The 12,107-nt window shown below is 68.3% G+C and carries 9 protein-coding genes and 1 pseudogene; 7 read left to right on the top strand and 3 right to left on the bottom strand.

The window, feature by feature from the left end; genetic code table 11:
• Positions 1-29: 29 nt before the first annotated feature.
• Positions 30-2,087 carry a phenylacetic acid degradation bifunctional protein PaaZ gene (gene paaZ / locus ACN8HC_RS01615; protein ID WP_490073116.1) on the bottom strand — a complete coding sequence of 686 codons (2,058 nt, stop codon included), beginning with the start codon at positions 2,085-2,087 and terminating at the stop codon, positions 30-32.
• Positions 2,088-2,130: 43 nt separating this feature from the next.
• Between paaZ and paaA the strand changes: the two are divergent.
• The 6 genes and pseudogenes from paaA to ACN8HC_RS01585 all read left to right on the top strand — a co-directional run.
• Positions 2,131-3,102 (top strand): annotated as a pseudogene (gene paaA / locus ACN8HC_RS01610) (1,2-phenylacetyl-CoA epoxidase subunit PaaA); the annotation flags it as partial.
• 178 nt (positions 3,103-3,280) lie between these two features.
• Complete coding sequence (gene paaB, locus ACN8HC_RS01605) at positions 3,281-3,574, top strand: 1,2-phenylacetyl-CoA epoxidase subunit PaaB (RefSeq protein WP_490073115.1); 294 nt, start codon at positions 3,281-3,283, stop codon at positions 3,572-3,574.
• A gap of 8 nt (positions 3,575-3,582) precedes the next feature.
• A complete protein-coding gene (paaC, locus tag ACN8HC_RS01600; RefSeq protein WP_490073114.1) occupies positions 3,583-4,509 on the top strand; it encodes a 1,2-phenylacetyl-CoA epoxidase subunit PaaC in 927 nt (308 codons plus the stop codon).
• Positions 4,510-4,597: 88 nt separating this feature from the next.
• Positions 4,598-5,092 (top strand): 1,2-phenylacetyl-CoA epoxidase subunit PaaD, encoded by a 495-nt coding sequence (gene paaD / locus ACN8HC_RS01595; RefSeq protein ID WP_490073113.1) that lies wholly within the window; start codon positions 4,598-4,600, stop codon positions 5,090-5,092.
• Positions 5,093-6,184, top strand: a complete 1,092-nt coding sequence (paaE, locus tag ACN8HC_RS01590; protein WP_490073112.1) for a 1,2-phenylacetyl-CoA epoxidase subunit PaaE — start codon at positions 5,093-5,095, stop codon at positions 6,182-6,184. It begins immediately after the preceding gene.
• Positions 6,185-6,268: 84 nt separating this feature from the next.
• Positions 6,269-7,000, top strand: a complete 732-nt coding sequence (locus tag ACN8HC_RS01585; RefSeq protein ID WP_490073111.1) for an enoyl-CoA hydratase/isomerase family protein — start codon at positions 6,269-6,271, stop codon at positions 6,998-7,000.
• A gap of 12 nt (positions 7,001-7,012) precedes the next feature.
• On the opposite strand, the gene ACN8HC_RS01580 is transcribed toward ACN8HC_RS01585, so the two are convergent.
• Complete coding sequence (locus ACN8HC_RS01580) at positions 7,013-10,432, bottom strand: bifunctional proline dehydrogenase/L-glutamate gamma-semialdehyde dehydrogenase (protein ID WP_490073110.1); 3,420 nt, start codon at positions 10,430-10,432, stop codon at positions 7,013-7,015.
• A 112-nt stretch (positions 10,433-10,544) separates the two neighbouring features.
• Between ACN8HC_RS01580 and ACN8HC_RS01575 the strand changes: the two genes are divergently transcribed.
• Positions 10,545-11,450, top strand: a complete 906-nt coding sequence (locus tag ACN8HC_RS01575; protein WP_490073109.1) for a LysR substrate-binding domain-containing protein — start codon at positions 10,545-10,547, stop codon at positions 11,448-11,450.
• A 6-nt stretch (positions 11,451-11,456) separates the two neighbouring features.
• Here the strand turns inward: ACN8HC_RS01575 and ACN8HC_RS01570 are convergent, their stop codons facing one another.
• A complete protein-coding gene (locus ACN8HC_RS01570) occupies positions 11,457-12,071 on the bottom strand; it encodes a TetR/AcrR family transcriptional regulator (protein ID WP_490073108.1) in 615 nt (204 codons plus the stop codon).
• Positions 12,072-12,107: the final 36 nt, after the last annotated feature.

Here is a 12,107-nt window from a genome sequence, read left to right as displayed (position 1 = left end):
AGCGGAGGAGGCCGTATCGAAACCAGCGGCTATTCCTTCGCCACCAGCGTCAGCACGTCATACGTCGCGACCGGCTCGTCACGCTGGTTGGTGACCAGACAGTCCCAGCGCACCTCGCCGTAGTCGGCGGTCTGCCGTGGTGTGATCTGCTTGGCCGTCAGCTGCACGCTGATCGAGTCGCCCGCCTTCACGGGGGTGAGGAAGCGCAGGTTGTCGACCCCGAAGTTGGCCAGCACCGGGCCCGGATCGGGCTGGACGAAGAGCCCGGCGGCGAGGGACACGATGAGGTAGCCGTGCGCGACGATGCCGCCGAAGATCGGGTTCTGCGCGGCAGCCTCCGGGTCGGTGTGCGCGTAGAACGTGTCGCCCGTCCTCGCGGCGAAGTCGTTGATGTCCTCCAGGGTGATCGTGCGGCTGCCGGTCTCGACGGTGTCGCCGATCTGCAACTGTGCCAACGACTTCCGGAACGGATGTATGTCGGCGGCGCTGCGCGCGGAGCCCGTCGTCCAGCGGCCGGTGATCGCCGTCAGCATGTCCGGCGAGCCCTGGATGGCGGTGCGCTGCATGTGGTGCAGGATGCCTCGCACGCCGCCGAGCTCTTCGCCGCCGCCGGCGCGGCCGGGGCCGCCGTGCACCAGCATCGGCAGGGGGGACCCGTGGCCGGTGGACTCCTTCGCGTCGTCCCGGTCCAGCACCAGGATGCGACCGTGCCAGGGTGCCACCCCGGTCACGATCTGGCGGGCGATGTCCGGGTCGTGCGTGACGACCGAGCCGACCAGGCTGCCCCTGCCGCGCGCGGCCAATTGCACGGCGTCAGAAGCGGATCCGTAACCGATGACCGACGCGACCGGACCGAACGGCTCGACATCGTGCACCTGGGTGGAGTCGGCGTGTGCGCGCAGCAGCACCGGCTGCAGGAAGGCGCCGCGCTCGTCGCCGACCGGCGTGTCGGGGTCGCCATACACGACGTCGGCGGCGGAGCGGAGGGCCTCGATCGCCTTGCGGACTTCGTCGCGCTGCGCGAGTGATGCCAGCGGGCCCATCCGGGTCGACTCGTCTCGCGGGTCGCCGATCGTGGTCTTCGCGAGGCGCGCGCCGATGGCGTCGATGACCGGGTCGATCATCGGCTCCGGGACGATGACCCGGCGGATCGCGGTGCACTTCTGGCCGGCCTTGACGGTCATCTCAGTGACGACGCCCTTGACGAAGAGCTCGAACTCCGGGTCGTCGGTCGTCACATCGGCCCCCAGGATCGAGCAGTTGAGTGAATCCGCTTCCACTCCAAGGGAAACGCCGTCGTGCAGCACGGACTCGTGCCGCCGCAGGATGCCTGCGGTGTGCGCCGACCCGGTGAATGCCACGGAGTCCTGCACGGTCAGCTCGTCCAGCAGCGTGCCGGCGCTGCCGGAGATCAACTGCAGCGCACCCTCGGGCAGGATGCCGGCCTCGATGATCCGGCGCACGGCGAGTTCGGTGAGGTATGCCGTCTGGCTGGCCGGCTTCACGATGCTCGGCAGGCCGGCGATGAATGCCGGCGCGAGCTTCTCCAGCATGCCCCAGACCGGGAAATTGAAGGCGTTGATCTCGACGGCGACGCCGGGGCGGGAGGTGAAGACGTGCTGGCCGACGAAGGTGCCGCTCTTGCTCAGCGGCTCCATGGGGCCGTCGGGTGCGATGGTCGAGTTCGGCAGTTCACGACGCGCTTTGCTCGAGTAGCTGAATACCGTGCCGATGCCACCGTCGATGTCCACCCATGAGTCTCTTTTGGTGGCACCGGTTTTGAAGGACACGTCATACAGCTCGTCCTTGACCTGCGGCTTCGACAGCAGCAACGCGACATCCTTGAGCAGCATCGCGCGCTGGTGGAAGGTCAGCTGTCGTATGGCGGGGCCACCCACCTGCTTGGCGTAGCGCACCATCGCGCCGAGATCGAGACCACGGCTGCTGATCCGGGCGACGGTCTCGCCTGTGGTGGCGTCCAGCAGCGGGTCGCCATCGGCGTCCGACCGGAACCACGAGCCTGCGGCGTAGCTTTCGAGCATGCGTGCGTCTGTCACTGGAGCTGCTCCCTCATCGTTGCCAAGCATGGCGGTCGCATGCCAGACTAATAACTGACCAGTCGGTCTGTAAATACCGCAGGAGGATGCCGTGCAGGTTGACCAGGCTCCGTTGGAGGAGGCCTTCGACGCGACCATCGCCGCCAACGACCGGATCGAGCCGCGTGACTGGATGCCCGAGAAATACCGGCAGACGCTGATCCGGCAGGTTGCTCAGCACGCGCATTCCGAGATCATCGGCATGCAGCCGGAGGGCAACTGGATCGGTCGGGCTCCCTCGCTGCGCCGAAAGGCCGTGCTGCTGGCGAAGGTTCAGGATGAGGCCGGCCACGGGCTCTACCTCTACTCCGCGACCGAGACGCTCGGCGTCTCGCGCGACGACCTGACGCGCCGGCTGATCACCGGCAAGCAGAAGTACTCGTCGATCTTCAACTACCCGACGCTGACGTATGCCGACGTCGGCACCATCGGCTGGCTGGTGGACGGCGCCGCGATCTGCAACCAGGTGCCGCTGTGCCGGACGTCCTACGGGCCCTACGGACGCGCGATGATCCGGATCTGCAAGGAGGAGTCGTTCCACCAGCGGCAGGGCTACGAGTTGCTGATGACGATGATGCGCGGCACGGATGAGCAGCGCGCAATGGTCCAGGAGTCGGTCAACCGCTTCTGGTGGCCGGCGTTGATGATGTTCGGCCCGCCGGACGGCGATTCCCCCAACACCGCGCAGTCGATGGAGTGGGGCATCAAGCGGCACACGAATGACGAGCTGCGGCAACGGTTCGTGGACATGACGGTGCCGCAGGCGAAGGCGCTCGGCGTGACGCTGCCCGACCCGGAGCTCAAGTGGAACGAGGAGCGCGGCGCACACGACTTCGGTGAGCCGGACTGGGACGAGTTCTGGGCTGTCGTCAAGGGCAACGGTCCCTGCAATGCGCAGCGGATGGCACACCGCAAGGCGGCATACGACGACGGTGCCTGGGTCCGCGAGGCGGCGTCAGCAGCCGCCGTGAACGAGGCACCTCGCGCTGATCGAGTAGCCGCTCACGCCGATCGAGTGCCCGGAGGAGCGAGTCGGGGTCCCCGCGAAGTATCGGGGGAGCGCAGCGGAGGAGAACTTCGTGGGGTGACGGAGCGGGGGAGGGTGTATCGAGATCAAGCGGGTCTCGATACGGGCTCGGCTAGCGCCTCGCCCTACTCGACCGGCGTGAACGAGGAGTCGGGAAATGTCTGAGAACCAAGCCGAGTGGCCGCTCTACGAGGTCTTCATCCGCAGCAAGCGCGGCCTCAACCACGTGCACGTCGGGTCGCTGCACGCGCCGGACGCCGAGATGGCGCTGCGGCACGCGCGCGACGTCTACACCCGGCGCAACGAGGGCGTCTCGATCTGGGTCGCGAAGTCCGCCGACATCACGGCCTCGAGCCCCCTGGAGAAGGACCCGCTCTTCGCCCCGAGTGGCGACAAGGTCTACCGCCACCCAACGTTCTATGACATCCCTGCGGATGTCCCTCACATGTAGGGAAACCCATGAGCGACATACACATTCAGCAGGACACCGAGGACGCGCACGACAACGCGTATGCCGGGCTGCTGGGCAACGACGCGCACTGGGCGTTCGGCACCGACTTCGAGGACCCGCTGGCCGGCGTCGACACGACGATTCCCGAGGGGCTGGACGCGACCCGATTGGCGCAGTACTGCTTGATGCTCGGCGACGACGCCCTCGTCTACGCACAGCGCCTCTCGGAGTGGACCAGTCGCGCTCCGGACCTGGAGGAGGACATTGCGATCGCCAACATCGCGCTGGACCTGGTCGGTCAGGCGCGGCTGTTGCTGGCCAGGGCCGCGGCGGCGGACCCGTCGCTGGTGCCATCACTGCCCGACGGTTCCCCGGTGCCGGACGAGGACCGGCTGGCCTTCTTCCGGGATGCCGGGGACTTCCGCAACGTGCGGCTCGCGGAGGTGCCGAACGGCGACTTCGCCGAGCTGGTCACCCGGCTGCTCGTGCTGTCGACCTGGCGGTTGGCGGTCTTCCAGCGGCTCGTCGACCACCCGGACTCGGTCGTCTCCGCGATCGCCGCCAAGGGCGTGAAAGAGCTCGCCTACCATCGCGATTTCGCCGGCCGCTGGTTCGTGACGCTCGCTCGCGGCACGGAGGAGTCGCGTCGCCGGCTGAGCCACGCGATGGCGGGAGTGTGGCCGCTGGTGCCGGAACTCGAGGCGAGCACCGAAGTGGAGCGGAGCGTCGGCGTCGACCCGTCGTCGCTCGCCGGCGAGGTCGGTGCGGTGCTCGATCAGGTGCTTGCCGTCGCCGGTATGACGCCTCCTGATGCCCCGCCGCTCGCTGGCGTGCAGGGGAGGACCGGGCGTCAGGGCATGCACTCGGAGGCGTTGAGTCGAATGCTCGCGGAGATGCAGGTGGTCGCCCGAGCACATCCGATGGGTCGGTGGTGAGGCCGTGATGGCAACACTGGAAAGGACTGTGGCCATCGCTGGTCGAGTGCCGGGGGAGCGAAGCGGAGGAGGTGTATCGAGACCCGCCATGGACGAGACCAACCGAGCCCGAAGCATCGCGTCCCAGGTCACGGACCCCGAGCTGCCGATGCTGACCCTGTCCGATCTCGGTGTGCTGCGCGACGTCGAGATCGAGGAGGACGGCACGGTCGCCGTGTCCATCACACCGACCTACTCGGGCTGCCCGGCGATGGCGACGATGCGTGACGACCTCATGCACCGGCTGACCGAGGCCGGTTTCGACGCGGTGCGAGTCAAGGTCCAGCTGAGCCCACCGTGGACGAGCGACTGGATCAGTGAGGAAGGCCGGAAAGCATTGGCCGACAACGGCGTCTCGCCCCCCGGTGCCGCGCCGCGCGGTCCGGTCCTGCTGAAACTGGCGCCCACGCGGCGCGCCATACAGTGCCCGCAGTGCGGGTCCGGCGCCACCGAGGTGACCAGTGAGTTCGGCAGCACGGCGTGCAAGGCGCTCTACCGCTGCCGGGCATGCGGCGAGCCGTTCGATCACTTCAAGGAGTTGTAGATGACGACGCTCAGCCCCGAGGCCAACATCAACTCCCGCACCGCGCCGTTTCACCCGCTGGTCGTGCATGACGTCGAGCAACTGACCGACGATTCCGTCGCGGTGACCTTCGCGATCCCCGACGAGCTGACCGACGAATTCGCTTTCGCCGCAGGCCAAGCCCTGACCTTGCGGCGGATCGTGGACGGAGTCGAACACCGACGGACCTACTCGATCAGCTCACCTGTCGGCAGCCTGCCGCGGATCGGCGTACGCGAGATCCCCGACGGACTGTTCTCCAAATGGCTCGTGCACGAGGTGCGTCCCGGCGACGTGATCGAGGTGCAACGCCCCAGCGGCAGCTTCCGCGCGAACCCCGATGAGCCGGCCCGCCATCTGTGCATCGCGGCCGGGTCCGGCATCACGCCGATGCTGTCGATCGCGTCCTCGGTGGTGACCCACCCGGAGTCGACCGTGACGATGCTCTACGGCAACCGCGCCACCAACACGGTGATGTTCGCCGAGGAACTGGCCGACCTGAAGAACGCGCATCATCAGCGTTTCGACCTCATCCACGTCCTGTCCCGCGAACCGCGCGACGTCGAACTCTTCTCCGGCCGTCTCGAGGGGGACCGGCTGCGCACCATCCTCCGTGAGCTGGTGCCGCTGGACGCGATCGATCACGTGTGGTTGTGCGGGCCGATGGACATGCTGCAGGAGTGCCGCTCGGTCCTGGAGGAGCTGGGCGTGGCCAAGGACCGCATCCACTACGAGCTGTTCTACGTCGATGCGCCGCCACCTCAACTGCGTCACGCGGAAGCGGTCGTCGAGGGCGAAACCGCTCATCTGACAGTCGTGCTCGACGGTCGGAGCACGACCACCGCAGTCCCGAAGACCGTGACGGTGCTCGACTCGGCGCAGCAGAAGCGACCGGATCTGCCGTTCGCCTGCAAGGGCGGCGTGTGCGGCACCTGCCGTGCGAAGGTCACCTGCGGTGAGGTCGAGATGGCCCGCAACTACGCGCTGGAGGAGGCCGAGGTCGAGCAGGGCTTCGTCCTCACCTGTCAGAGTTTCCCGATCAGCGACGAAGTCACCATCGACTACGACGCATGAGTCACCCCACGAAGTTCTCCCCCGATCCGCTCCTCCGATACTTCGCGGGGACCCCGATCCGTGGCCGGACTGGAAGGAATTGATGTGAGCGCGGTAGAGATCGAGGAACGCGACGACCGGGTCGTCATACGACTGAACCGACCGGAGGTCCGCAACGCCATCGACGCCGAGACGGTCGCGGCCCTGCACGAGGCGTGTGCGTTGTTGGAGCAGCAGCCGCGCATCGCGCTGATCGTCGGCAGCGGAGGCGTTTTCGCCGCGGGTGCCGACATCCGCCAGCTGCGCGAGCGGCGCCGTGATGATGCGCTGCGGGGTATCAACTCCGGCATCTTCGACCGGATCCGCAAGCTGCCGATGCCGGTGATCGCCCTCATCGACGGCTACGCCCTCGGCGGCGGCGCCGAGCTGGCGTATGCCTGCGACTTCCGCATCGGCACACCCTCGGTGAAGATCGGCAACCCCGAGCCCGGCCTCGGCATCCTCGCCGCTGCCGGCGCCTCGTGGCGGCTGGCCGAGCTGGTCGGGGAGCCGCTTGCCAAGGAGATCCTGCTCGCCGGCCGCGTGCTGACTGCGGACGAGGCGCTCGCCTGCCGGCTGCTCAACGACGTCGTCCAGCCGGACGAGCTCGAAGCCGCCGGCGGGGCACTTGCGGACCGCATCGCGCGGCAGGCGCCGCTGGCCGTGCGGCTCACCAAGTCGGCGTTCCACGCGCCGCGCGAGGCGCACCCACTGATCGACGACATCGCCCAGGCGGTGCTTTTCGAGACCGAGGACAAGTACGACCGGATGACGGCCTTCTTGGAGCGCAAGAAGTAAGGCCAGACCTGCTCAGAAGAGGTCCTCGGCGAGCGGCGTCGGCGACCCGAACCGGTGGGCCGTGACCGCAACGGCCTGCTCATGCAGGAAGGGCAGCAACTCAATGCGACCGGCCTCCACGACCGGCTGGGCGTAGAGGGCGACGTCGGCCCGGCCGTTGCTGACCGTCGCAAACTCCTCACGCGTGCCACCGACCAGCCGGACCCGGTGCGGCGCGTCGTCACCCTGGAGCCGGCTCGCCCACGCCGCCGCGTCCTCCTCGACGACCTCGACACCGGCCGCCGACAGAGCGGTGGTGACGCGCGAGTCCAGTTCGACGCCGAGCGAGACGGTCACGGGCGCACCCGCGACGAGCCCGGCCGCGACGATCCGGACGAGCTGCACCGGTTCGTCCGCCTCGAGACGCACGGTCACCGGGACCGGCAGATAGCGGAACACGTTCTTCTCGGCGAGGAGTGCGGAAACGTCCTTGGCAGCGCCGAACTCGTCCTGCCAGGCCAGGGCGTCCGAGCCGGCAGCGCGGTGCAGGTAGTCGGCGTCGGCGCCCGTCATACCGGATGCATCGAGCAGTCGCTGCACCTTGTCGGCGATCGGAGCGGACCGGGTTGCCATCCGGGTCGACCAGTCGGTCAGTGCGACCAGGTAGTTGGGTCCGCCGGCCTTGGTGCCGGCACCGACAGCCGACTTCTTCCAGCCGCCGAACGGCTGGCGCCGGACGATCGCGCCGACCGTGGTGCGGTTGATGTAGGCGTTGCCGGCTTCGACCCGGTCGATCCAGGTCTCCACCTCGGCGCGCTCCAGTGAGTGCAATCCGGCGGTGAGGCCGTATTCGGTTTCGTTCTGTATGGCGATCGCCTCGTCCAGGTCGGACGCTTCGATGAGCCCGAGCACCGGACCGAAGTATTCGGTGAGGTGGTATTCGGAGCCGCGCTTGACGCCGGTCTTGACACCGGGCGACCAGAGGCGTCCCTCATCGTCCAGCTGCCGCGGCTCGACCAGCCACGACTCGCCGGGGTCCAGCGTCGTGAGGGCCTTCTTCAGCTTGCCGCTCGCCGGCTCGATGATCGGGCCCATCTGTGTGCTGGGGTCGCTCGGGAAGCCGACCTTGAGCGACTTGACCGCATCGACCAGCTGGTTGCGGAAGCGGTCGGACGTGGCCACCGAACCGACGAGGATGCCGAGCGAGGCCGCCGAGCACTTCTGCCCGGCGTGACCGAACGCCGAGTTGACCAGGTCCTTGACGGCCAGGTCCAGGTCGGCATTCGGGGTGACGATGATCGAGTTCTTGCCCGAGGTCTCCGCCAGCAGCGGCAGGTCGGCCCTGAACGTCCGGAAGAGGGCGGCCGTGTCGAAGGCACCCGTGAGGATGAGGCGGTCGATCTTCGGGGAGGAGACGAGCGCCTGGCCGACCTCGTTCTCCGGGACGTGCACCAGCCGCAACACATCCTTGGGAACGCCTGCCCCCCAAAGCGTTTCGACGAGCACCGAACCGCACCGAGCCGCCTGTGGCGCCGGCTTGATAATCACCGCCGAGCCGGCGGCGAGCGCGGCAGCGACGCCGCCGGTCGGTATGGCGATGGGGAAGTTCCACGGCGGCACGACCAGCGTGAGCCGTACCGGCTGAGGGCTGGCACCATCTACCGCCTCCAGCCCCTCGGCGAGCTCGGCGTAGTAGTTGAGGAAGTCGATGGCCTCCGAGACTTCAGGGTCGGCCTGGTCGAGCGTCTTGCCGCACTCGGAGCCCGCGACCTCCAGCAGCTCGGCCCGTCGCTTCTCGAACTCGACGGCGGCGGCACGCAGGATCCCGGCCCGGGTCGCGGCTGACTGGGCACCCCAGGCGGCGCCGGCCGACTGTGTGTCGTCGATGATCGCGTCGATCGCCGCGACGTCGGCCACCGAGTGCGCCGCCACCAGGTCGTCGCCCAGGCTGGAGGTCGCGATCCGCTCGATGATCTCGGCACCCCACTCGCGGTTGCCGGGCAGCGACGGGTCGGTGTCCGGGGTGTTGTCGAAGTGGGTGAGCGGCGCCGCAGTGACCGGCTGCCGCCGGTCCTGCGTGCGGTTGGGTGCGGGCACCTCGTCGCTCATCGCTTCGAGGGACGCCACGAACCGATCCTTCTCCCGCTGGTAGAGCGCGGAGTTGTCGTGGATGTCGAACACGGCCGACATGAAGTTCTCCTGGCTGGCGCCCTCCTCGAGCCGCCGCACCAGATACGAGATCGCGACGTCGAAGTCCTTCGGGTGCACCACCGGCACGTAGAGCAGCAGGTCGCCGACGGTCTCCCGGACGGCCTCGGCCTGGCCCTCCGCCATACCGAGCAGCATCTCGAACTCGACACCGTCGCGAACACCATTGCGGCCGGCCAGAATCCACGCGTAGGCGACGTCGAAGAGGTTGTGACCGGCGACGCCGATGCGCACATTGGCGATGTGCTCCGGCTGGAACGCATAGCGCAGCACGTTGAGGTATGACGTGTCCGTCTCCTGCTTGCTCCCCCAGGTCGCCAGCGGCCAGCCGAACAGCGAGCTCTGCACTCGCTCCATCGGTAGATTCGCACCCTTGACCAGGCGGACCTTGATCGGTGCGCCGCCCCGCGCCCGCCGCGCGGCGGACCACTCCTGCAACCGCATCATGGCCGAGAGAGCATCGGGCAGATAGGCCTGCAGCACGATGCCGGCCTCGAGGTCGAGCAGTTCGGGCCGGTCCAGGATCCGGGTGAAGACGTCGATCGTGACGTCGAGGTCGTGGTATTCCTCCATGTCCAGATTGATGAATTTTGCTGAACCATAGGCGGATTCGGCCGCGGCATACTGATAGAGCGGCAGCAGCCGCTCGACGACGTCGGCGACGTTCTCCTCGTGGGACCACGGCGAGTGCGGCGCCACGCAGGCCGACGCCTTGATCGAGACGTAGTCGACGTCCGGGCGCTCCAGCAGCCGGCGGGTGCCCTCCAGGCGGCGGTTGGCCTCTTCCTCGCCGAGGACGGCCTCACCGAGGAGGTTGATGTTCAGCTTCACGCCGCGCTGCTTGATGCGGGCGATCTGGCCGCCGAGCTTGGAGTCGGTCGCGTCGATGAGCAGGTGGCCCACCATGTGCCGCAGCACTTTCCGTGCGATCGGGATCACGACGCCGGGCGCAGCGCTCGACACCGAGGCGCCCGTACGGAGTGCGGCGCGCTGGTACCACGGCAGGAATTGCGGTGTCTCGGCGACGATCTCGCGCAGCGCCTCCGCGGCGACCGAGAGATCCTCGGGGCGGATCACCCGGTCGACGAAGCCGACGGTGAAGTCGAGGCCGTGCGGGTCCTTGAGCACCTCGGCGAGTCGCTTGGCCGATGCGTGGACCGGTTTGGCGGCCGCGGTGTCGAGCCATGCCTTGACCTGCGTCTCGACGTCGGCGACGAGTTGCGGGTCCACGGTGGTGCTGGTCACTGGATCACCTCTGGAAGGTTTCGGGCGGAGTGCGTCATTCCGAGTATCGAGCGGAACATCCCTTTGGGTAAAGCGACGTTTTCCGACGGTTTGACTTCGGATAACCTGAAGCATGCTCGAGGTTCGAAGACTGCGGCTGCTGCGCGAGCTCAGCAGCCGCGGCACCATCGCGGAGGTCGCTGACGCGCTCCACCTGAGCCCCTCGTCCGTCTCCCAGCAACTCAGCCAGTTGGAGCGCGAGGTCGGGGTCCCGCTGCTGCGCAAGTCCGGGCGCCGGCTGCAGCTCACCCCGTCGGCGGAGGTGCTGGTCGAGCACACCGAGCGCATTCTCAGCGAGCTGGAGGAAGCGGAGAGCGCAGCCGTCGGGGTGTCGGGGGAGGCGTCGGGAACGCTGCGGATCGCCGTCTTCCAGTCCGCTGCTGTCGCCTTCATGCCGCGGCTGCTCGCCGAACTGGCCGCGGCGCACCCTCGGCTGCGCGTCACGATGTCGCAGCGCGAGCCCGAGGAGGGCCTGCGCGAGACGGCCGGGCACGAGTTCGACCTGGTCATCGCCGAGCAATACCCCAATCACGCCGCGCCACGGCATCCGTCGCTGGACCGGGTGCCGCTGACGACGGACGCGCTGCGGCTCGCCGTGCCGGCGAGCGACAAGTGGCGGGGTGTGGTCTCCATCGCGGACGCTGCCGACCTGCCGTGGGTGATGGAGCCCCCCGGTGCCGCGTCCCGGCACTGGGCCGAACAGCTATGTCGGCAGGCCGGTTTCGAACCGGATGTGCGCTTCGAAACCGATGACCTGCAGGCTCACGTCGCCCTGATCGAGTCGGGCAACGCCGTCGCGGTGCTGCCGGACCTGATGCTTGTGCCGCGCCGGCCCGACGCGCGATTGGTCGACCTCCCCGGCCGGCCCCGCCGGTCGGTCTTCACCTCGGTCCGCAAGTCGAGCACCAGCACGCCGGGCGTGCACGCCTGCCGATCGGTGCTCGCAGAAGTGTTCCCCGGGACGGTCGAGCTGGCCTGACGCCGATCAGTGCGCGAGCAGCCCCTCGAACGCGATGGCCGTGAGCGCGTCCGCGATGGTGTCGGGGCTGGTGCGACCGCTCGGCCTCACCCATTCGGCCAGTGAGTTGACCATCCCGAAGAGCAGCCGGCTGATCACGTCGGGCGGTATGTCGGTGCGTATGCCGCCCTCCCGCGCAGCCTGGGCGACGAGCTCGGCGAGCTGGGCGTCCAGCTCGCGGCGGCGTTTCAGGGCGGCGACCTCCGCGGGGCTGTTGCCGCGGACCCGCAGCAGCAACGTCACCGCGGGCAGGTGCTCGATGAGGACATCGACGCTGCGGCGGACGGCCAGCCGAAGGCGCTCCAGCGCCGAGGAGGTGCTGTCGGAGCGTGCTGCGTCGACCACCTCCGCAAGGCTGTCCAGTGCCTCGTCCAACGCCTGCTGGAGCAGGTGCTCCTTGCTCGGAACATGATGGTAGAGAGCCGATTTGGTGAAGCCGAGGCGTGCAGCGAGATCGCCCATGCTGGTGGCGTCATACCCCTGCAGGTTGAACAGCTCGATGGCCTCCCGCAGCACGGTCGCCTGGTCCTTGCCCGGCCGCCCGCGGCGGCGCGGCGTCGGCTCCTCGGCTGCGGATCTCATGCCCTGAGACTTTCACACATCGCAGCCGAGGTGCCG

It is taken from the genome of Flexivirga sp. YIM B11880, assembly GCF_058148645.1.
This window is presented reverse-complemented; position numbering and strand designations above follow the sequence as displayed.